Origin of the sequence: Copranaerobaculum intestinale (assembly GCF_009831105.1) — a bacterium.
GTDB lineage: Bacteria > Bacillota_I > Bacilli_A > Erysipelotrichales > Erysipelotrichaceae > Copranaerobaculum > Copranaerobaculum intestinale.
This window is the reverse complement of record NZ_WUUQ01000001.1, coordinates 101,242-121,121: the sequence shown is the minus strand read 5'-3', so window position 1 is coordinate 121,121 and position 19,880 is coordinate 101,242. Positions and strand designations below refer to the sequence as shown.

At 44.9% G+C, this 19,880-nt stretch carries 24 protein-coding genes; 21 read left to right on the top strand and 3 right to left on the bottom strand.

Annotated features, from left to right (window positions below):
* The first annotated feature begins 34 nt into the window (after positions 1-34).
* The 19 genes from GSF08_RS00590 to GSF08_RS00500 all read left to right on the top strand — a co-directional run bounded on the left by GSF08_RS00590 (position 35) and on the right by GSF08_RS00500 (position 15,667).
* Complete coding sequence (locus GSF08_RS00590) at positions 35-310, top strand: PTS sugar transporter subunit IIB (RefSeq protein WP_160623936.1); 276 nt, start codon at positions 35-37, stop codon at positions 308-310.
* A 14-nt stretch (positions 311-324) separates the two neighbouring features.
* Entirely contained in the window at positions 325-1,581 is a 1,257-nt protein-coding gene (gene ulaA, locus GSF08_RS00585; protein ID WP_249805778.1) for a PTS ascorbate transporter subunit IIC, read from the top strand.
* Between the two features lies 1 nt (position 1,582).
* Positions 1,583-2,323 (top strand): SIS domain-containing protein, encoded by a 741-nt coding sequence (locus GSF08_RS00580; RefSeq protein WP_160623935.1) that lies wholly within the window; start codon positions 1,583-1,585, stop codon positions 2,321-2,323.
* Between the two features lie 357 nt (positions 2,324-2,680).
* Complete coding sequence (locus GSF08_RS00575) at positions 2,681-3,844, top strand: N-acetylglucosamine-6-phosphate deacetylase (protein ID WP_160623934.1); 1,164 nt, start codon at positions 2,681-2,683, stop codon at positions 3,842-3,844.
* Between the two features lie 193 nt (positions 3,845-4,037).
* Entirely contained in the window at positions 4,038-4,331 is a 294-nt protein-coding gene (gene rpsF, locus GSF08_RS00570) for a 30S ribosomal protein S6 (protein WP_160623933.1), read from the top strand.
* 18 nt (positions 4,332-4,349) lie between these two features.
* The gene (locus GSF08_RS00565; protein ID WP_160623932.1) at positions 4,350-4,823 is read left to right on the top strand and encodes a single-stranded DNA-binding protein; all 474 of its coding nucleotides are present in this window, start codon (positions 4,350-4,352) and stop codon (positions 4,821-4,823) included.
* An 18-nt stretch (positions 4,824-4,841) separates the two neighbouring features.
* Positions 4,842-5,072 (top strand): 30S ribosomal protein S18, encoded by a 231-nt coding sequence (rpsR, locus tag GSF08_RS00560; protein WP_160623931.1) that lies wholly within the window; start codon positions 4,842-4,844, stop codon positions 5,070-5,072.
* A 67-nt stretch (positions 5,073-5,139) separates the two neighbouring features.
* A complete protein-coding gene (locus GSF08_RS00555; protein ID WP_160623930.1) occupies positions 5,140-6,063 on the top strand; it encodes a DUF2232 domain-containing protein in 924 nt (307 codons plus the stop codon).
* Positions 6,041-8,020, top strand: coding sequence for a GGDEF domain-containing protein (locus tag GSF08_RS00550; protein ID WP_160623929.1), 1,980 nt, complete (start codon positions 6,041-6,043; stop codon positions 8,018-8,020). Before GSF08_RS00555 ends, GSF08_RS00550 begins: the two co-directional genes overlap by 23 nt.
* Positions 7,998-8,450 (top strand): 50S ribosomal protein L9, encoded by a 453-nt coding sequence (gene rplI, locus GSF08_RS00545; protein WP_160623928.1) that lies wholly within the window; start codon positions 7,998-8,000, stop codon positions 8,448-8,450. The genes GSF08_RS00550 and rplI overlap by 23 nt, the downstream gene beginning before the upstream one ends.
* Before the next feature lie 13 nt (positions 8,451-8,463).
* The gene (gene dnaB, locus GSF08_RS00540) at positions 8,464-9,819 is read left to right on the top strand and encodes a replicative DNA helicase (protein ID WP_160623927.1); all 1,356 of its coding nucleotides are present in this window, start codon (positions 8,464-8,466) and stop codon (positions 9,817-9,819) included.
* Positions 9,820-9,833: 14 nt separating this feature from the next.
* Positions 9,834-11,327, top strand: a complete 1,494-nt coding sequence (locus GSF08_RS00535; RefSeq protein ID WP_160623926.1) for a M23 family metallopeptidase — start codon at positions 9,834-9,836, stop codon at positions 11,325-11,327.
* Positions 11,302-12,075 carry an MBL fold metallo-hydrolase gene (locus GSF08_RS00530; RefSeq protein ID WP_249805776.1) on the top strand — a complete coding sequence of 258 codons (774 nt, stop codon included), beginning with the start codon at positions 11,302-11,304 and terminating at the stop codon, positions 12,073-12,075. Before GSF08_RS00535 ends, GSF08_RS00530 begins: the two co-directional genes overlap by 26 nt.
* A complete protein-coding gene (locus tag GSF08_RS00525; RefSeq protein ID WP_160623925.1) occupies positions 12,072-13,145 on the top strand; it encodes a S1C family serine protease in 1,074 nt (357 codons plus the stop codon). Before GSF08_RS00530 ends, GSF08_RS00525 begins: the two co-directional genes overlap by 4 nt.
* Before the next feature lie 47 nt (positions 13,146-13,192).
* Positions 13,193-13,603 (top strand): NUDIX hydrolase, encoded by a 411-nt coding sequence (locus GSF08_RS00520; RefSeq protein WP_160623924.1) that lies wholly within the window; start codon positions 13,193-13,195, stop codon positions 13,601-13,603.
* Positions 13,600-14,331 carry a DUF5131 family protein gene (locus tag GSF08_RS00515; RefSeq protein ID WP_160623923.1) on the top strand — a complete coding sequence of 244 codons (732 nt, stop codon included), beginning with the start codon at positions 13,600-13,602 and terminating at the stop codon, positions 14,329-14,331. The genes GSF08_RS00520 and GSF08_RS00515 overlap by 4 nt, the downstream gene beginning before the upstream one ends.
* Complete coding sequence (rlmH, locus tag GSF08_RS00510) at positions 14,328-14,804, top strand: 23S rRNA (pseudouridine(1915)-N(3))-methyltransferase RlmH (protein WP_160623922.1); 477 nt, start codon at positions 14,328-14,330, stop codon at positions 14,802-14,804. The genes GSF08_RS00515 and rlmH overlap by 4 nt, the downstream gene beginning before the upstream one ends.
* 18 nt (positions 14,805-14,822) lie before the next feature.
* A complete protein-coding gene (locus GSF08_RS00505; protein ID WP_160623921.1) occupies positions 14,823-15,098 on the top strand; it encodes a hypothetical protein in 276 nt (91 codons plus the stop codon).
* A 125-nt stretch (positions 15,099-15,223) separates the two neighbouring features.
* A complete protein-coding gene (locus tag GSF08_RS00500) occupies positions 15,224-15,667 on the top strand; it encodes a nucleotide triphosphate diphosphatase NUDT15 (protein WP_249805774.1) in 444 nt (147 codons plus the stop codon).
* A gap of 27 nt (positions 15,668-15,694) precedes the next feature.
* On the opposite strand, the gene GSF08_RS00495 is transcribed toward GSF08_RS00500, so the two are convergent.
* The gene (locus GSF08_RS00495; protein WP_160623919.1) at positions 15,695-16,045 is read right to left on the bottom strand and encodes a tRNA-binding protein; all 351 of its coding nucleotides are present in this window, start codon (positions 16,043-16,045) and stop codon (positions 15,695-15,697) included.
* Positions 16,046-16,257: 212 nt separating this feature from the next.
* Here GSF08_RS00495 and GSF08_RS00490 point away from each other — a divergent pair, with 212 nt between their 5' ends.
* Both GSF08_RS00490 and GSF08_RS00485 read left to right on the top strand, forming a co-directional pair.
* The gene (locus tag GSF08_RS00490; protein WP_160623918.1) at positions 16,258-16,590 is read left to right on the top strand and encodes a helix-turn-helix transcriptional regulator; all 333 of its coding nucleotides are present in this window, start codon (positions 16,258-16,260) and stop codon (positions 16,588-16,590) included.
* Between the two features lie 23 nt (positions 16,591-16,613).
* The gene (locus GSF08_RS00485) at positions 16,614-16,880 is read left to right on the top strand and encodes a hypothetical protein (protein WP_160623917.1); all 267 of its coding nucleotides are present in this window, start codon (positions 16,614-16,616) and stop codon (positions 16,878-16,880) included.
* A gap of 21 nt (positions 16,881-16,901) precedes the next feature.
* Here GSF08_RS00485 and GSF08_RS00480 read toward each other — a convergent pair whose 3' ends face one another.
* Entirely contained in the window at positions 16,902-19,160 is a 2,259-nt protein-coding gene (locus GSF08_RS00480) for an ABC transporter permease (RefSeq protein WP_160623916.1), read from the bottom strand.
* Positions 19,160-19,864: an ABC transporter ATP-binding protein gene (locus GSF08_RS00475; RefSeq protein ID WP_160623915.1), complete on the bottom strand. Its 705-nt coding sequence runs from the start codon at positions 19,862-19,864 to the stop codon at positions 19,160-19,162. The genes GSF08_RS00480 and GSF08_RS00475 overlap by 1 nt, the downstream gene beginning before the upstream one ends.
* Between the last annotated feature and the right edge of the window lie 16 nt (positions 19,865-19,880).

The following is a 19,880-nucleotide window of genomic DNA, read 5'->3' as shown; positions in this document are numbered from 1 at the left end:
GAATTTCACATACAAACCAAAGGGAGGTGAAGGAATGAAATTTTTAGCAGTGTGCGGTTTCGGCGTCGGATCATCGATGATTCTGCGAATGAGTATTGAAAAGGTCTGCAGGGAGCTGAATCTGGATGCAGAAGTAGAAAACACAGATATCAGCAGTGCTCACGGTGCGCAGTGTGATGCGATTTTCACCAGTGCAGAGCTGCAGGCAGAACTGCAGAACTCCGACATTCCGGTTTATCCGATCAAAAAATACATGGATCTGGCGGAAGTGAAGGAAGCGGTTCAAAAATTTTTAGAGGAACAGAAATAGGAGGATATTAAAGTATGATGGATTTTATTATTAACAATATATTTCGCAATCCACCGGTACTGCTGGGACTGATCGCAGCCATCGGTTTGATCCTGCAGCGCAAGGGAACTGCAGAAATCGTAAAAGGAGCTTTGATGGCTGCCTTCGGCATGGTAATATTGAATGCCGGTGTCGGCATGCTGGTCGGTTCCATTTCCCCGATCAACGCGGCTTTCCAAACGCTGGCAGGATCGGGTGCGGCAGAGGGACTGAATGATATCACCTTCACTGCATCATATGGCGGAGACATCGGACTTGCGATGTTCTTCGGTTTGGCTTTGCATTTATTGATTGCGCGCTTTACGCCAATTAAGACTATTTTCTTAACCGGTCATATGCTTTGGTGGTTCCCGTTTATCTTCGTCGCTGCCGGCGTTGAAGGCGGTATGAAGGGTATTCCTTTGATTGCCTTCGGTGCAATCACCAGTGCTTTGTATTGGTCGATCATGCCATGGGCACTGCGCAAATATGTATTTGCGGTAACCGGGGATGAATCATTTACCTTGGGTCATCCTACTGGATGCCTGTCGTTAGTTTCCGGATTCGTTGCCGGCAAGCTGGGAAATAAAAAGAAATCTACCGAGGATTTAAACCTGCCGAAGGGTTTATCCTTCTTCCGTGAAATTTCGATTACCGGAGGTTTCGTTATCTTCATTATGTTCGTTGTGGTTGGTTTAGCGGTACCTTCATCCGTAGCAGAAGGTGAAAACTTCTTCATGGCGGCAGTTACACAGGGCCTGAATTTCGGTGCCGGTCTGATTATTATGCTTCAGGGCGTTCGTATGTTAATCAATCAGATCGTGCCTGCTTTCAAGGGAATTTCCGAAAAATTGGTACCGAATGCCCTGCCGGCATTCGACTGTCCGATTATCTTCAATTACAAACCTAACGCTGTCCTGATCGGCTTCGTTACCGCAATGATCACTTCCACGGTTTTGGTACTGATCTGTAATTCATTAAATGTGTTCAATGTCATGTTGATTCCATTGGTTATCACATCATTCTTTGAATGCGGTGCCGCAGCGGTTATCGGTGAAGGCCAGGGCGGCCTGCGCGGCTCTGTCATCGGTACAGCAGTCGCTGCGATCCTGATGGTTGCGCTGGTCGGCTTCTCGGCGGTTATTTATTCCGGTACGATTCAGAATTGGATGCTGATCTTCGGCGGCAATGATCTGTCTTTATTCGGCATCATCGGCAAATTCATCGCTTCGCTGTTCGGCGGTATCCTGTAACATGAAGTTTTCATATCTGGATGAAATACGCCGTCTGATCGATGTGATCGAACGTCAGGAGCAGGCTTCCATGGAGACTGCGGTCAACTGTATCAGCGACGCGATTCTAAACAAGCATGCGATTTTCACCTTTGGGGCTTCGCATGCCGGTATCCTCAGTGAGGAGCTGTATTACCGGGCTGGGGGTCTTGTGGTCATGAATCCTATCTTTGGACGGGAGCTCATGCTGGATACAACGCCGATTACGCAGACGAGCCGCATGGAGCGGTTGGTTGGCTATGGCACCGCTTTGATTGAGAAAACCCCAATACAGGCTGACGATGTATTGATCATACATTCGGTATCCGGCCGCAATCCGGTCAGTATTGAAGCCGCGATGAAAGCAAAGGAACGCGGGGCGAAGGTAATCTGCATCACCAACCTCGCTTATTCCAAAACTGTTTCATCCCGCCATCCATCCGGAAAAAATCTCTATGAAATCAGTGATATCATTCTTGATAATCACGGAGAAAAGGGTGATGCGTGTGTTGCGATCGAAGGGCTCGATCAAAAAGTCAGTCCTACTTCCACCGTCATCGGCGCTGCGATCTTGAATTCCATCGTAGCTGCCGTTACTCAGAAATTGGTGGATGCAGGTCTGGAAATCCCTCCGATATTCTACAGTGCCAACATTGACGGTGGGGATGAAAAAAACCGTAAAATTTTTGAAGAATATCGAGATCAGATTCATTATAAATTCTAAAAACAGGCTCTGTCCGTATGGATGGAGCCTGTTTCTTGAGGCTTGGTTTAAGCGTTGTTCAGCAGTTTAAAATACGATGATACAGGAAATGCCGGCATAGCATAAAAAGGGTTCTGATGAAGGAATACAGATTTGGTTGGAATCTTTGAAAAATAATGATATTATTATAACATAGTAACAATATGATGAGAGCTTTGTTATCATGAGAAAACAGCCTGAAAAATACACGATAAGATAAAGTAAACATGATATATGTCAGGAATGATGTGTATATTTGAATATATCTGCTTATCGGATTTTCCTATCCAAGTCACGGATAGAAGGATAAAGAAATCTGGATGAAAGAGGAGGAGCATTATGAAAATTAAAAATGCCAAGGTATTTATCGACGGGAAGTTCAACGATGTGGAGGTACAGTTTCAAGATGGGATCATTACCGCTGTCGGTGAGCATATCGAGGATGATGAAGTCATCGACGCGATGGGGAACTATCTATACGCCGGCGGGGTAGAAACGCATATGCACGGCGGCTTTCTGTATTCTTTTTATGACAATGGTCAGGTAGCGTTTCGCGGTCATGGGGAAGAACATGTCAGAGAGATCTGTAAGCGGCTGCCGCAGTATGGTGTCACCTCGGTGCTGGCAACGCTAGGTGCGGATTCTTCCCTGGAAAATCTGAATTACGCTGTGAAATGTATTCGTAAAGCCCGTAAGGATATTGTCGGAGCCGATCCCTTCAAGCTGCATTTTGAAGGGCCGTATACCAATCCCAACCAGCATTGCTGTTACAATCCGGAATTTTCGGCACAGCCGACCAAAGAACATACGCTGGCAATGACGGACGGAGATTTGAGCGATGTCGCATTGATCAATGTGGCACCGGAAGCTCCCGGGGCAATGGAATGGATTCGCTGGGTGACTTCCCAGGGTGTAAAAGCGGAGGTGTGCTACACGCACTGTACCAGCGATCAGGTACGGGAAGCAGCTGATAACGGGCTTGATCAGACATCTCATCTGTACAACTGTTTTCAGCCGATGCATCACCGCATCAACGGTCCGGTGATCGGCAGTCTTTTGGATGATCGTATCAAGGTGCAGCTGACCTGCGATAACTATCATGTGGCATCAGATTGGATCAAGCTGGCGATCCGATTGAAAGGAATTGACAAATGCTATGGCATTACTGATATGACAAGTCTGGCAGGTCTTGGTGAAGGAGAGCATGACAATGTACCGTACTATGGCAAAATTTTTGTGAAGGACGGTATCATCAAGGCACCGGATGGAACGATCTGCGGCGGCAGCAACACCTGGAATGAAATTATGCGGGTATGCCGTGACAAGGTTGGTTTGACCATGGAAGAAGTGGGCAGTCTGTATTGTGAAAGTCCGGCAAAATGTCTGGAGATCAAGGATCGCGGCAAAATCGAAGCCGGCCGTCGGGCTGATTTGGTAATGATGGATCATGATTATCATGTGTTGCGTACGATCATTCAGGGTGAAACCTATTATCAGGTGTAAGCAGGGCAGAATAAAGTAAATTGTGATTCGATTTGAGGCGGCCGTAAAGCAGCTTTAATCGCTTGTGTTTGTGATAGAAATTTCTTTACAGTTTGACAGTTGGATGCTATAATCATTAAACGGGTAGATTTGAATTTTCTACTCCTTGCTTTCCCGCAGGAGGAAAGCCAATAGACCATAAGGAGGTGTACACATGAAGAAATATGAGATTATGTACATCGTGAAGGCTGATCTGGATGACGCAAAGCGTCAGGAAGTAATCGATGGATTACACAAGATCATCACTGACCACAACGGAACTATCGATAAGGTAGACGAGTGGGGCGTGAAAGAATTCGCGTATGAAATTAATCACATGACGAAAGGTTATTATGTTGTTATTAACGTAACTGCCGGCAACGAAGCAATCGCTGAGTTTGACCGTCTGATTCGTATCAACAATAATGTAGTTCGTCACATGACAATCAAAACGCAAGATGAAGAATAATAAAAGGAGTGGATGTTTATGATTAACCGAGTTGTATTGGTTGGACGTCTTACCAAAGATCCGGTAATGCGGAAAACAGGATCAGGAGCATCTGTTGTTTCTTTTACCGTCGCATGTGATCGTCGGGTAAAAACCCAGGATCAGACGGCTGACTTCATCAACTGTGTCGCTTGGAACCGCGTTGCGGAGCTGATGGCGCAGTACTTGCATAAAGGATCATTGGTCGGCGTGGAAGGAAGGATCCAGACACGCAGCTATGATGATCAAAGCGGCAAACGTGTATATGTCACTGAAGTAGTTGCGGATTCCGTACAGTTCCTCGATTCCAAATCGGCGAGCGGCGAACGGGCTCAAAGCGCGCCTGCTTATGATAACGGATTTGTACAGCCGAGTGCGGAATATACACCGGACTCAGAACCGGCAAACAGTTATTCAAGTGACTTTGCATCCTCGGACACACTGGATATCGCCAGTGATGACCTGCCCTTCTAAAGAAAGGAGAATTTATCCATGGCATACAAAAAACAGCGTATGGGTCGTAAAAAGGTTTGTTATTTCACAAAAAACCATATCGAAACCATTGACTATAAAGATACTGAACTGTTAAAACGTTTTATTTCTGCGAACGGAAAAATTATTCCGCGCCGCGTAACCGGCACTCGTGCGAAATATCAGCGTATGCTGGCAACGGCTATCAAACGCGCGCGTCAGATGGCTCTGCTGCCTTACGTAAGCGAATAAGAAATTGTAAAAAAACCTCCGTCGTGTGAAAGTGATGGAGGTTTTGCTCATTGAAAGGGGTATTTTCATGAAGCAGAATGTCAGAAGAATCACCGAAGGAAGCATGATGTGTGCGATTGTCGGTGTAGTGCTACTGATGAACCGGGAACTTGCCGGTATTTTGGATAATATACTCTGCTGGCTGCTGAGTCTTCCCATCATTATTTATACGGTTAAATACGGCTGGAAAAGCGCTCTGGTACCGGCAGCGGCAATGCTTATGCTGTCGTTTATGATATCGATGCCTTCCAGTACCTTTTATCTGTTTGCGGCCTTGTTAGTAGGAATTGTCTATGGCCAGGCATGCAATTTGGGCGTGTCCAACCGTATGAAATTGATTTTGGTTATTGTTCTGACATTTATCGCGACGCTGATCACCATGGTGATTTTCGCCGGTTTCTTTGGCTATTCACCAGAGGAGGATTTGGAACTGCTGAAAATGGTCTTTCAAACGCTGCAGCTTCATGTGCCGGGAGGGATCGCCAAGCTGGCGCCGCTGTTCTCTTTGCTGTTAGTGGTCTTAATCAGCGTCTTGCAGGGAATTACGATCCATTTGCTGGCATTTGTGCTGATGACGCGGCTTAAGCTGCCGGTAAAGCCGATTAAAACAATTTTGGATATTCGTGTGCCAAAGGCAGCCGGCTGGATTTGTCTGTTGCTTTGGCTTCTATTTTTAGGTACATATGTGTTAAAATTAGATAGTAATACCGCAGCGATCATTACCGGCTGTTATTTCGTGATGCTGGTATTTGCTGTAAGCTACGGATGTTTGAGTGTTATGAGTTATTTCATTCTCAGCAATCATAAAAAATGGATCTTTATCCTGCCTGTTTTGGCATTTGTGCCTTATCTGCAGTCAATTCTCATGCTCATCGGTATTGCTGACATGATCAAAGATCTGCGGGGCAGAATGAAACGAGGTGTAATATATGGAAAAACTGGAAAACTTTAAGGTTCAGGTGGGCATTATCATGTTTGCCCAGCTGGTGGCGATTATTGGCTTCTATGTGACCGGATTTGAAAATGTCGCCAAGGCGCTGTTCTGCTTTTTTATTATCAATCTGGCGATTGTTATGTGGGTGTTCATGCGCTTGGAAAAGGACAAGCTGAATCGGGAGCTTGATATTTCAAGGATTCTGGGTCGTGATGCCAAGGATGCGTTGTTGTTTGGTGAAATCGGTATCCTGACCTATGATGATCAGTATATGGTTACCTGGACGAATGAATTTCTGGATCAGCGGGGAATTGATATCGTCGGTAAGAAGGTTACGGCATGGATTCATGAGATCAACGATCTCTTCTATGGTGATGTGGATCGCATCACTGCCCATGATGGGGATTATATTTATGAGATTACCCGTAAGGATAATGCACAGGTGCTGTATATCCGTGATGTGACAAAGCTTGAAGATCTGGCCGAGCGTTTCGATCGGGAACAGGTGGTCATCGGTTTGCTTCAGTTAGACAACTATATGGAGATTCAGCAGTACGAAGATGAAACGATGATGGCCAATATCAATACCAATTTGCGCCAGCCGGTATCGGAGTGGGCAAAGAGTTACGGCATGCTGGTAAGACGCATGCGTTCGGATCGGTTTTTGGTCGTGTTAAATGAAGCAACGTACGATAAGGTCAAGGAAGATAAATTTTCGATTCTGCAGCAGATCCGCAAGGCGGCAGAGGATATTGATGTGCAGATTACTTTAAGCATGGCATTTGCCCGCGGTACCAGTGATCTGCATGAGCTGGATGAAATGGTCAGCAGTCTGCTGGAACTGGCGCAGAGCCGAGGCGGGGATCAGGTCGCGGTGAAACGCTATGGTGAAAGCGTGAAGTATTACGGCGGTGCCAGTGAAGCGCAGGAAAAGCATAGCCGGGTTCGGGTGCGGGTCATGGCACAGGCGATCAAGGAAGCGATTCAAGATGCCGATAAGGTATTCATCGTCGGACATAAGGAAATGGATTTTGACTGTATGGGCAGCGCGCTCGGTGTAAGCCGGATGGTCAGCTCATACGGGCGGGAAGCATATATCGTTTCAAAAGGCGGAGGAATTGAATCACAACTGAGTGAAGCACTGGATCTGTATTCTAAAGTGCTGGAGGAACGTCATACCTTTATCAGTGATACGGAGGCTTGTAAAATCAGCGGAAAGAACGATTTGGTCATCGCAGTCGATCATCATAATCCGCAGCAGAGCGGGGCACCGCTGATTATCGAAAAGCTGTCAAAAGTGATCGTTATCGATCATCATCGCCGTTCGGAAAACTTCATTGACAATCCGCTGTTAGTTTATGTGGAATCGGGAGCGTCCAGCGTCAGCGAGCTGGTAACGGAGCTGCTTCCTTATCAGACCCAGAAAGTAGATGTCTGTGAAGAGGAAGCAACGATCATGTATTTGGGTATCTTGATTGATACGAATCGGTTTAAATCCCGTACCGGAAGCCGAACCTTTGAAGCGGCTGCGGTCTTAAAGAAAATGGGAGTGGATCCGATTACTGCCGAGAATTTATTGAAAGAGGATTTCTGTGATTTCGAAGCAAAGACCCAGGTCTTAAAGTACGCCCGCAAATATAATGGCAGTACGATTATCGCGGCGGTCGAGGACAAACAGATTTTAAGCCGTACGCTGATGAGTCAGGTAGCGGATCAGTTATTGAATATCAAAGGTATTGAGGCAGCTTTTGTCATCGCCAAAATCGATGAGGAAACATCTGCGGTCAGCGCTCGCTCCAAGGGCGTCATGAATGTTCAGATCATCATGGAAAAAATGCAGGGCGGCGGTCATTTTACGGCGGCGGCGCTGCAGCGAAAAGAAACAACTGTAGCTGCAATTGAAAAGGAATTGCAGGAAACAATCGATGCATATTTAAAGGAGGAATCAGGGAATGAAAGTAATACTGCTAAATGATGTGAAAAAAGTAGGTAAAAAGGGTGAATTGGTGGAAGTAGCCGATGGGTATGGCAGAAACTTTCTGATTCGTCAGCGGCTTGCCGTAGAAGCGACGAAACGCAGTATGGAAATATTGGATCGCCAGAATGAAGAGCACGCGCAGCATGAGAAAGAGCTGGAAGCTGAAGCGGAAGAACTGAAGCGGAAGTTGGCGGATATCACGCTGGAATTTACCTTGAAAACCGGTAAGGACGGCCGGACTTTCGGATCGATATCAACCAAACAGATCGCAGAGCAGCTTCATAAGCATTACAATATTGTGATTGATAAGCGTAAGATCATCGACGCGGATCATATTGATTCACTGGGGGTTGCTTATGTGAAGGTAGATCTGTATCGTAACTCCGTAATCGGTACGATCAAGGTTCACGTAAGTGAAGCGAAATAGAGGATAAGGGAACATGGGACGAGAACTGCCGCACAGCATTGAGGCGGAACAGTCACTTCTGGGGGCATTGCTGATTTACCCGAGTGTTGGGAAAACCGTATTTGATCAGGGATTGGAGGAGTCCGACTTTTATCTGGATATCCATGCCCGCATCTTTCATGAAATGATGGTGCTGATCAATAACAACAAGCCGGTGGACGTAACAGGCTTGATTACGCGTCTGTCCGATACCAATCAGCTGAATCTGGTCGGCGGTGCCGATTATGTGGTGAAACTGAGTGATACTGCGGTATCCAGCGCCAATAGTAAATATTATATTGAAATTATAAAAAATCGCTCGCACCTGCGCCGTTTGATTGAAACAGCGGAAAAAATCGCAGCCGAGGGTTTTGATGCGGGCAATGAGCTCGATGATATTATGGATGAAGCAGAAAAACAGATCCTGGATGTCACCAGAAGCCGCCGTGCCACGGATTTTAAGAGCAGTAAGGATGTCGTATCCGAAGTAATTGAGGAAATCATCAAGCTGCGGGCAGCGGATCAGCGTATAACCGGCATCAAAACCGGCTATACCGATTTGGATCATATGACCAACGGGTTTCAGCGCGGAGATCTGATTATTTTAGCGGCACGTCCGGCGATGGGAAAAACTGCATTTGCTTTGAATATCGCCATGCACTCTTCTTCGTTCAATGATGGAGCCATAGCGATTTTTTCACTGGAAATGGGCGCCGAACAGCTGATGAAGCGAATTTTATCGGCAAAGAGTCAGGTAGAGGCCTCTAAACTGAAATCCGGTTATCTGCGGGATGATGAATTTAATAAGCTGAATGAAAGTGCGAATGAGTTGATGAATACGCAGCTGTATATTGATGATTCTGCTTCGATCAAGATGGGTGAGATATTTTCCAAGTGCCGTAAGCTGAAAAGTGAGCATGGCCTGGATATGATCGTAATTGATTATCTCCAGCTGATTACCGGTTCCGGCAAGGGCGGCAGTGATAACCGTCAGCAGGAAGTATCCGAGATATCGCGTTCCCTGAAAGCACTGGCTCGTGAGCTGAAAGTGCCGGTCATCGCACTGTCACAGCTGTCGCGAAGTGTCGAATCCCGTAAAGAGGACAAACGTCCGATGTTATCGGATTTGCGTGAATCAGGGGCGATCGAGCAGGATGCCGATATCGTTATGTTCCTGTACCGCGATGCGTATTATGCAAAGCCGGAGGAAACCGGAGCGGTATCTGAAGAAACAATCGACAATACCGAAGTGATCATTGCCAAGCATCGAAACGGGGCTACCGGTACGGTTAATCTAGGCTTCAACAAGTCGATCAGCGCCTTCTTCAATGTCGCCAAGGAAGGATACTAGGAAGGGGGAGATTCATGAAGAAAACATATGGAATTTTGATTCTGTCAGCGTTCTTAGCGCTGCTTCTTGCTTTCCTGATGCCTGGTGACCACGGTACGGTGGATGCCAAGTCCTTTTCTGAAAAAGCTTTAAAAGAGGCAGTCATTCCACAGAAGATTGCGAAAATCAATAACGATGAAAAAGAAGTATCCATTATTTATTATAAAGATCAGGCGATCGGGGTTTTAAAGGATCATGCAAAGCTGGATTCGATGCTTACCAAAATCTATAACGATAAATATAAGACAGAATTTCCTGACGCCAGGCTTGGTTTGGGAGAAGATATACATATCACGAATACGCTGAGCCTGTTTCAGTATGAAGATAAGGATCAGGAAATATTGAATTATTTGAAAAAACACGATCTTTTTTCGATCGAAGTCAATAAGATTACCTTTTCCAACGGTGAAGAATGCTACGTGAAAAACATTGATGATTTTACAAGAGCCAGGGAAGCGTTTGTAAAGACGTTTATTCCTAAAAAGGATTATCAGCTGATTAAAAGCGGACAGGGAACGGATGCGCTAACCACCTATGGAAATCGCTATGTATCCTTTCAAATCCTGGAAGGGGCAACGGTTTCAAAGGGGCTGGCTTCACAGTCAAAAATATTGAAGAATGAAAAGGATGTGCTGATGTATTTGAGCTATGGCTACGATCATCAGGAGGTATATTACACAACGCAGGAATTTGATACGGTGGCCGGTATAGCGTGGCTGAACCGTTTGGAGCCGAAACAGCTGATGGCGATCAATAGTGATATTCTGAAATCCAAGGATCAGGTCATTCAGGCCGGTCTGAAGTTAAATGTCACCAAGATCTCCCCGCCGATATCCGTTGAGGTCGTCAAACAGGAAATGGTAAAAGAATCCATCGCTCCGGAGAATACAAAAACGATTTATGATGAAACACTGCGTGAAGGCAAGGAAGTCATCGTGCAGAACGCTGAAGAGGGAAGCCGTGATGTGACATATGAAATAACCTATATCAATGGGGAGCAGACGGCATCTAAGGAGGTTGCACAGAAAATCACCAAGAGTCCAGTACAGGAAATAATTCGAATCGGTACGAAAATAGAGCCTAAGATCGGTAGCGGTCATTTTGGCTGGCCGGTACGAAATCCACTGGTTACCTGTCCGATGTACTGCTATTCCGGTCATGTGGGTACGGATATACAGAACTATACAGATTTATATGGTGATGTGCTCGCATCTGACCGCGGAGTCGTCGTGACCAATTCCTATACCAGTATCAACGGGAACTACATGGTTATTAACCATAATAACGGCTATGAAACATATTATGGACATATGGCGCGGCCGGGTTACTTCCAACCGGGAGAAACAGTAGCGAAGGGTGAAGTGATCGGACCGATCGGGATGACTGGTTTTGCGACCGGACCGCACGTGCATTTTGAAATTCGTCAGAATGGTCAGCGCCTGAATGCGCTGGATTACATTGGTAAATAAAATGAAATTCGCACTATTAGCGAGCGGTTCCAAGGGCAACTGCTGTATTGTAAAAGCCGGCAATACACAGCTTGTTATCGACTGCGGGTCTACCAAGCGATATCTCAGCGGATGCTTTGATCAGCTTCATGTCGATCATATGCAGTCCGATGGATTATTGATCACGCACACCCATACCGATCATGTATCACAACTGAAGATGTTTTATGATGTGCCGGTCTATGCGCCGGAATCAGTACAGGGAAATCGGGTGACAACGATTATGCCGTATCAACACTTTCAGGTGCGGGATATTGACGTCACAGTACTTCCGATGTCCCATGATTGTGAACACACCGTAGGCTATGTTTTGAAATGTCAGGATAAGAAAATGGTATACATAACTGATACCGGGTATATTAAGGAAGAAGTAAAGCCGTATATCCAAAATGCGGATTATTATGTATTTGAAAGCAACCACGATATTGAAATGCTGATGCAGACGCGGCGGCCGGTATACGTCAAACAGCGTATCATCAATGATTATGGCCATTTATGCAATGAGGACAGTGCGTATATCCTGTCCAACTGCATTGGGGATCGCACGCGTGAAATTGTATTGGCGCATATTTCTCAGGAAGGAAACACCCGGGAGCTGGCGCTTCAGACCTTGAAACAGACATTGGTAAAAAAACAGGTTTCACTTGATCGGATGAAGCTATATGCGGCTGATCAGTTCTCAATCTATATCGGAGGCGGTAAAGAATGAAAAAAGCATTGACGATAGTCCTGATGATACTTTTGGTTTGGAATGTACTGCTCACCATTCAAGTTGTGAAAATGAAAAATCAGGATCCTGCGGTGCAGGAAACAAAGATCGTACGGAAAGCCTCCACCGATATCAGCAGTGATTTAACCGAGCTTGTAAAAAAATGCGAGGATAAGGTAGTTACGATCACAACTCTTGTTTACGGTGAACAGGCATCCAGCGGCAGCGGAGCCATTTATCGTACTGATGGTAAAACTGCATTTATCATCACCAATAATCACGTTATTGAAAGCGGTCAGAAAATTATGGTATCTTTTGCGAACGGCAGTGAAAAAGAAGCCAAGATCGTCGGTAAGGACGCGATCAGCGATTTGGCGCTGATAAAGGCAGAAACAGATTTCCAGCCGGAAGCATTTACATTGGGTGATTCCTCACTCGTCAAAAAAGGAGAATATGTCATGGCGATGGGTTCGCCGCTGGGGATCGAATACCAGGGCAGTGTATCCTATGGGGTGATCTCCGGTGTCGATCGTCGTATTGATATCGACGTCGATCAAAACGGTACCGCCGATTGGGATATGCTGGTGCTGCAAACAGATGCTGCGATTAATCCGGGAAATTCCGGAGGGCCGCTTATCAATATGGCGGGAGAGCTGATCGGCATCAATTCGCTTAAAATTTCGGATGAAAAGGTCGAGGGATTCGGTTTTGCAATCCCTTCAAATGAAGTCGCAACGATCATTACTCAGTTGGAGAAGGATGGAAAGGTGGTACGGCCGATTATGGGTATTACCGCCGCATCGGCGTCTGATTTCACAGCGTACGAAAAAGCCCGATATCAGATTGATGATGACACAAGCGGGATTGTCATAACCAGTGTGGTTAAGGATGGTCCGGCTGCGAAAGCGGGCATACGCGCAGGTGATGTAATCACTAAATTTGACGGCAAAGAGCTGACTTCCTTCAAGCAATTTAGAAAATTGCTTTATGAAAAGAAAGTCGGAGACAAGGTAAAAATTGAATATCTCCGCGAACGTAAAAAGAGCGAGACATCGGTTGTCTTATCGTAGTATAATAAAGCTGGCTAAACGCCGGCTTTTTTCATGGGAGAAATAAAATGATGCAATATTGTGACCGCAGTTCTATTTTGGATCATCAAATTAAATATGTTGTGATCGTTAGCCGTGAACAGGATAAATGGCTTTTTGTGCGCCATCGGCAGCGGACGACCTGGGAATTGCCGGGCGGCAAACGTGAACCAGGTGAAGCTGTGATTCAAGCAGCACGCCGGGAGCTGTATGAAGAAACCGGATCATTATGCTACCGGATGCAGGAAATCTGTGCATACCGAATCAGTGAAGAAGATCCATACTGGGGACTTCTGCTGTATGCGGAAATAATCGATCGGGGGGAATTGCCGGAAAGTGAAATCAAAGAAGTAAAGTCTGATGAGGGAGAACCCGTTTATTGGACATATGAGGCTCATGCAGAGCTTCTTAAACGGATCAAGCAGGAAATGAATCTATGAACAGCTGGAGTCCATGGCACGGCTGTCACCGCATCTCTGAGGGCTGTCTGCACTGCTATATGCATCGAAGCGATCTTCGCTATGACCGAAATCCCGATCATGTCTATAAGACAAGCATGTTTGATCTGCCGCGCCGACACTGCCGCGATGGCAGTTTTAAATTAAAACCGGATTCTTATGATGTCTTTACCTGCGGCTCCAGTGATTTCTTTTTAGAGGAAGCGGATGCTTGGCGGCTGGAGGCTTATCAAATGATGAAGGAGCGTCCGGATTTACACTTCTTTATTATCACCAAGCGAATTGAGCGGCTTTATGAGGTTTTGCCCGAGGACTGGCAGGAAGGCTATGATAATGTGATCATCGGCTGCACGGTGGAGAATCAGAAAATGGCTGATCAGCGACTGCCGTTTTTCCTGAATGCACCGATTGCCCACCGTAATATTATCTGTTCGCCGCTGCTGGAAAAGCTGAATCTGAAACCGTATTTGGATCCGAAAAAAATCGAGTTGGTGGCGGCTGGAGGAGAAAGCGGTAGTAACGCGAGAATCTGTGAGTTTGAATGGATTACCGATATTCGCAGCCAGTGTCTGGAAAAACATATTTCGTTTCACTATCATCAAACAGGCACATATCTGAGAAAAGATAAGAAAATTTATCACATTCCAAAGCGGGAAGAGTATCATCAGGCAAAGAAAAGCGGACTTGATTGGAGGAGCGATCAATTATGATAAAGATCATCGCCGTAGGAAAATGTAAAGAAAAAGCAACTAGGGAACTGGTCAATGAATATTGTAAAAGGCTAGGAGCTTATACAAAGCTGGAATTGATCGAGGTTTTGGATGAGCAGACACCGGATCGTAATTCCGCTGCGCAGAATGATGAAATTAAGCGGCGTGAAGGTGAACGGATCCTGCAGAAAATACAAAAGGATGAGTATTTGATTCTGCTGGATTTACAGGGAAAAATGCTCAGCAGTGAAGAGCTTGCGGATAAGGTAGCTGAGATTCAGACGTATCAAAGCTCTAAACTGACCTTTGTGATCGGCGGTTCGCTTGGCATCAGCGATGCGGTGAAGGAACGAAGCAATTTCAGATGGCAGCTCTCCAAATTGACGTTTCCTCATCAGTTAGTAAGAATCCTTTTATGTGAACAAATCTATCGCGCCTATAAAATTATGAATCATGAGCCTTATCATAAATAAACAGAAAGAAGGAATGATATGATCAAAGCTATGAGAATAAGTTTGACATGCTTTATCATCGGCATTGGCTGCTTTGCTGTTGCTGCAGCTGATGTAATCAGCATTGGAGCAGGTATCGTGAATACATTGTTTCATACATCGCTGCCGGATGTGTTTTTCAGCTCTTTGTTGTTTCGAACCGGCATACTGATTGTCGGTGCAATATTTCTGCTCATCGGCGGTATATTATATAAAAAACTGGAACCGGAAGCGAAAGATTCAGAACATAATAATCATACGGATGAAGCGCGTTGAAAGATTTAAGATGGATTAAATGTAAATGAATATATAGAAGCGAGTGATATGCACAGCGATACTTATGCTGGTAATGTATCTATTTAACCTTTAGAAGATAGAGAAAGTGAAAGGGGATGGCAGTTATGCAGTCGATTAAAGTAGGGATCGGAGTACTGCTGGTAGATCATCATCGAATTTTGCTGGGGCATCGGACAAAATCTGCCGTTGATACCGGCGGTATCTATGAACCGGACAGCTGGTGTCTGCCGGGCGGTAAGCAGGAGTATCATGAAACGATTTTTGAGGGTGCTGCTAGAGAAACAAAGGAAGAAACAAATTTAACCATTCATCAGATGAAAATTTTTTCAGCAGCAGATGATATTCAGCCCGCTAAGCATTATGTGACGATACATGTGATCGCTTACGATTTTGAAGGAACGCTGAAGGTCATGGAACCGGATAAGCAGGATGCTTGGGAGTGGTTTGATCTGGATAATTTGCCTGATCGTATCTATTCTCCTTCGCGTCAATTCATTGAAGCTTATTTAGCAAGTATACAGAGCGATGAAGGTATAACATGCATTTGATGTAAAAGAAAAGGTCTTTGGTAAGACCTATCCTAAACGGGTACCATTCGGTACCTTTTTTTCTGGAATGGCGAGCACCGGCACAATACCATCTTCAAAACCGATATCATAAACCATTCCTTCGGAATACTCTCCAGCGATTAAGCGCGGCTCTAAATTGACCACAAATAATGCCTGCATACCTTCTATTTCAGTTGGATCCTCACGCTCTTTTTTCATACCGCAGAGGATCGTGCGCTGAAAATCTTGGAAATCTACACGCAGGCGGCAAAGCTTGCGGGAGTTTTTTACATCCTCCACTTTTTGAATGGTTCCCACCCGGATATCAATTTTTTCTAAATCTTCAAATGTAATAACTGGTTTTATTGGCAAAGTCATCTCATCACCTCTTTCTAATATCATCATATCACACTTATAGTGGATAGACATTTTATCAATTATTGATATACTGAAAATGTTAAACAAGCTAGAGAAAGTATAGAACCTTACCCTATAGATTCACGTACATTGAATCAATTTCATAGTTAGGGTAAAAGTCTTCGTTGTACCGGATAATGTTTATAATATATCTGACAAAGGGATGGTTTTATATGACAAAAGCTGGAGACGTTATATTTCGTAAACTGGAAGAACTGGACATCACCCAGGTGGAGTTTGCTAAGCGAATGAATATCAGTCGCAGCTCGCTGAACGGATATCTGCATAATGAACGCCAGATACCTTTTGATTTACTGGTTAAGATTTCACAGGAATTGGAAATTTCTTTGGATAATATCTATCATCTGCAGCCAAAAGCCGATGATCGTATGATGTCCGAACGGGAATATGAAATCATCCGTGAATATCGGAAGCTAAGTGATGATAAGCGGGAACATGCCCATGAAGCCTTTATGAAAATACTGAAGATAACCAATCAGACATAAACAAGATAAAGGGGAGTTATGTGATGGAAGATCATGTATTGGCATGGCTTAAGAAGGAATTGAATATCACTGATGAAACGAGGTATCTCAACGACTGGATCAAGGCGCGCGGTGACATCATGGATGTGGTTGTGGAAGCGCTGGATCTCCACAGTAAGGAAAATATCCTAAGCCGTCGGGAACGCGATTTGATCAAAGTATTTCGCTGTATGAGTCCGGATGGGAAAAGCAAGGCTGAAACAATGATCAATGTGTTCTATGATGAGGAATGCCGTAAAGAAAAGGAGTGACGTTGGTCATTCCTTGTTTTCTTATTCCATGATTTTTAAAGCACTTACCATATTGATTCGCTTGACTTTCCGTGATACGATGCGCATTACCAGCGCGGATACGAGCAGTGTAGCAAGACTGCATCCGATATAGGTCGACGGTTGAATGACGATCAGCACATCTAAGGAATCTCCTACTGTGGATATAACGGTATAGATCAAAGCATAGCCAAAGGGCAGACCCAGGAGAATACCGCAAATCGTAAGCCAGAGGTTTTGCTGCCGCAGCAGCTTTTTAACCTGATGATCGTGGAATCCGAGAACTTTCAGGGTTGCCAAATCGCGCACCTTTTCCAGATAGGAGAATGAACCGATATTATAAAGCACGACAATACCGAGCACGACGGCGCCCATGATCAGGATCGCAATCATCACCATCATACCGTCGAGCATTTGATCCATGCTGCTTTCAATATCAGTTTTTAAATACTGGATGTTCTTGATACCGGAAAGCGTCTTGATATCAGCAGCTTTACCAACTACGGAAGTCGGCAGGAAGCTGTGTCCGCTTTGAATAAAGCTATTAGCCGACATTGTGATCCCTTGAGATGATGGAGTGTGAAGGATGGCGTTAATTTTGCTTTTCGTCCAAGCTGTGCTGCCGATAATCCGCCAGGAAATCGAATCGCCTGCTTTCAGACCAAAGCTTTCCGCAAGCTTATAGGATAGGGCTATCCCGTTGTTAGGCAAGGAGACAGTATGCAAGTCCTGATTTTGCAGCTTGAGATATTTGGTGGATTCCTGAACGGTCAGACTGCCGGTCTTTTTTACGCTGTTGAATTTCATTTCAACTGCACTTTCCTGTATGGCATTGCCGTTCATTTTTGATTTTAATACTTTCAGGTCAGCGGTTTCATCTATTTGCACCCGCATATCATATGTTTGCAGCTCATGAAACATCATATTTATCATATGATTCATGCTGTCCTGCATACCAAAGGCACAGATCAGCAGTCCCATGCATCCCGTTACGCCGATTATGGCAATCAGCGAGCGAAGCTTATTTCGCAGGATATCACGGATATTCCACTGTGCACAGAAGTTTGCACGCTTTATAAGGCTGTTTGGTTTGTGATGTGACTGTTTATAAGATATATTGGCGGAGCGAAAGGCATCTGCTGGTTTCTCCTTTAAGTGGCGGTAACATACGATAAAGGCAGTCATAAAACAAATGCTGATACTGCCGATAACCATATACAGACTGTTATCCAGCGGTACAGCATGCAGTTGCGGCAGAATATATATGGCACTCATCATCGGATAGATGAAGGTTGGTACAACGAGCGGACCGATCAAGTAACCAAGGATGGCACCTAAGATAACAATCACCATTGCATGTGAGAAATAATGAAAAATAATTTTGCGGTTCTTGAATCCCAATGCTTTTAGTATGCCGATCAAAAGCCGCTGATTCATGATCATTTTACTGACCGTGGTAAGGGTCGTTAAGACTGCGATCAGCAGGAATACGATCGGAAAGACTTCACCGAATGCCTGATGTTGGGTTATTTCATCCTCCAACATGGAATAGCTCGGTAAATCTTTTCTTTCCATAAAAACTAGATTATTTTTTTGGAGCTTATCGCTGATGAGTTTCTCCATTTTCTGCGGTACCTTGGTTTTTATCAAAAGCTGGGTATAAGGAATTGTATATTGATCGGTAAAATGGTTCATCGATATACATGCATAGCCGTTATTTTTATGATCGGGAATAATATTTCCAGCTGTATTTTGATAGACCAGCTCAGGATGCAGGATCAGTCCCTTTACCGGTTTGGTGATCTTAAAGCCATTGACTTGCAGAGAATAGCTGTCGCCAACGCGAATATGATTTTCTTTCGCAAAGACTTGATCTAGCCAGATGCCGTCCTTATCAGGTGAATAGGATTCTCCCTGCATTCGCTTTGGCTGGGACAGGGTATTGGACTCGTCCAGATATAAGGTTAATTTTTGTTTTTTATTGATTGTTGAAGTGGCTTCAATCACGGCTCGGCGGGTAACCTCCGTTACTTCATTTAACTCTTTTATTTGTTTAATATCCTGCTTGGTAAAGCCGGTGCCGTATACCCAGACATCCGCAAGCTCGGTTTCGCGATAGAGCTTTTGAGCGTGAACCCGCATGCCGTTCCATTCGCTGTTTACTCCGGTATAAATGAATACACCAAGGAATATCATCAGGAAAATTGCGAGGAACTGAGACATGTTCGCGCGCAGATCACGCAGCATTTTGCGTATCAGCATTACCAGTTTACCGCATCGATATCACATGGGTGTTCCTGCGTCACCACATTTTCAATCATGCCGTTTTTTACATAAATTACTTTATCTGCCGTGTTCTTCAGCGCGCTGTTATGCGTGACGATAATGGTGGTATGACCATACCTTTTGCACATATCTTTCAGCTGCTTCATCACCAGCATGCCGGTTTGGGAATCTAGTGCGCCGGTAGGTTCATCACAGAGCAGCAGCGCCGGTTTCTTACTGATGGCGCGGGCGATGGATACTCGCTGCTGTTCACCGCCCGATAACTGTGCCGGGAATTTATGCTGATGAGCCTTCAAACCCACCCTTTCCAGCGCTTCCTGTGCGGACAATACATCCTTCTTTAATTCTTTCATCAGCGCAACGTTCTCAAAAGCGGTGAGCGTCGGGATAAGATTGTAAAATTGAAATACAAAACCGATTTGCTTGGCTCGATAATCAGCCAGTTGGGTTTCGCTCAACACTTCAATTTGCTGATTGTTAATGCATATAGTTCCAGATGATACGTCATCCATACCGCCAAGCAGATTCAGCAGGGTACTCTTTCCGGCTCCGCTTGGCCCTAAGATCACTACAAATTCTCCTTGGCAGATTGTGAAACTGACATCTCTTAATGCGTATATCAGATTCTCTTTATCTCCGTATGTCTTGCATACTCTTTTAAATTCGACAATGGTTTTCATCCTATTTCCTCCTTTT

Excerpts from the sequence above, each read along its gene's own strand:
- rpsF (WP_160623933.1), top strand. The coding sequence starts at position 4,038 with ATGAAGAAATATGAGATTATGTACATCGTGAAGGCTGATCTGGATGAC.
- GSF08_RS00565 (WP_160623932.1), top strand. The coding sequence starts at position 4,350 with ATGATTAACCGAGTTGTATTGGTTGGACGTCTTACCAAAGATCCGGTA.
- GSF08_RS00485 (WP_160623917.1), top strand. The coding sequence starts at position 16,614 with ATGGAAGATCATGTATTGGCATGGCTTAAGAAGGAATTGAATATCACT.
- GSF08_RS00515 (WP_160623923.1), top strand. The coding sequence starts at position 13,600 with ATGAACAGCTGGAGTCCATGGCACGGCTGTCACCGCATCTCTGAGGGC.
- GSF08_RS00550 (WP_160623929.1), top strand. The coding sequence starts at position 6,041 with ATGGAAAAACTGGAAAACTTTAAGGTTCAGGTGGGCATTATCATGTTT.
- GSF08_RS00555 (WP_160623930.1), top strand. The coding sequence starts at position 5,140 with ATGAAGCAGAATGTCAGAAGAATCACCGAAGGAAGCATGATGTGTGCG.
- GSF08_RS00530 (WP_249805776.1), top strand. The coding sequence starts at position 11,302 with ATGCGCTGGATTACATTGGTAAATAAAATGAAATTCGCACTATTAGCG.
- GSF08_RS00480 (WP_160623916.1), bottom strand. The coding sequence starts at position 19,160 with ATGCTGATACGCAAAATGCTGCGTGATCTGCGCGCGAACATGTCTCAG.
- GSF08_RS00475 (WP_160623915.1), bottom strand. The coding sequence starts at position 19,864 with ATGAAAACCATTGTCGAATTTAAAAGAGTATGCAAGACATACGGAGAT.
- GSF08_RS00535 (WP_160623926.1), top strand. The coding sequence starts at position 9,834 with ATGAAGAAAACATATGGAATTTTGATTCTGTCAGCGTTCTTAGCGCTG.
- rlmH (WP_160623922.1), top strand. The coding sequence starts at position 14,328 with ATGATAAAGATCATCGCCGTAGGAAAATGTAAAGAAAAAGCAACTAGG.
- GSF08_RS00505 (WP_160623921.1), top strand. The coding sequence starts at position 14,823 with ATGATCAAAGCTATGAGAATAAGTTTGACATGCTTTATCATCGGCATT.
- rplI (WP_160623928.1), top strand. The coding sequence starts at position 7,998 with ATGAAAGTAATACTGCTAAATGATGTGAAAAAAGTAGGTAAAAAGGGT.
- dnaB (WP_160623927.1), top strand. The coding sequence starts at position 8,464 with ATGGGACGAGAACTGCCGCACAGCATTGAGGCGGAACAGTCACTTCTG.
- GSF08_RS00495 (WP_160623919.1), bottom strand. The coding sequence starts at position 16,045 with ATGACTTTGCCAATAAAACCAGTTATTACATTTGAAGATTTAGAAAAA.
- GSF08_RS00525 (WP_160623925.1), top strand. The coding sequence starts at position 12,072 with ATGAAAAAAGCATTGACGATAGTCCTGATGATACTTTTGGTTTGGAAT.
- GSF08_RS00580 (WP_160623935.1), top strand. The coding sequence starts at position 1,583 with ATGAAGTTTTCATATCTGGATGAAATACGCCGTCTGATCGATGTGATC.
- GSF08_RS00520 (WP_160623924.1), top strand. The coding sequence starts at position 13,193 with ATGATGCAATATTGTGACCGCAGTTCTATTTTGGATCATCAAATTAAA.
- ulaA (WP_249805778.1), top strand. The coding sequence starts at position 325 with ATGATGGATTTTATTATTAACAATATATTTCGCAATCCACCGGTACTG.
- rpsR (WP_160623931.1), top strand. The coding sequence starts at position 4,842 with ATGGCATACAAAAAACAGCGTATGGGTCGTAAAAAGGTTTGTTATTTC.
- GSF08_RS00490 (WP_160623918.1), top strand. The coding sequence starts at position 16,258 with ATGACAAAAGCTGGAGACGTTATATTTCGTAAACTGGAAGAACTGGAC.
- GSF08_RS00575 (WP_160623934.1), top strand. The coding sequence starts at position 2,681 with ATGAAAATTAAAAATGCCAAGGTATTTATCGACGGGAAGTTCAACGAT.
- GSF08_RS00500 (WP_249805774.1), top strand. The coding sequence starts at position 15,224 with ATGCAGTCGATTAAAGTAGGGATCGGAGTACTGCTGGTAGATCATCAT.
- GSF08_RS00590 (WP_160623936.1), top strand. The coding sequence starts at position 35 with ATGAAATTTTTAGCAGTGTGCGGTTTCGGCGTCGGATCATCGATGATT.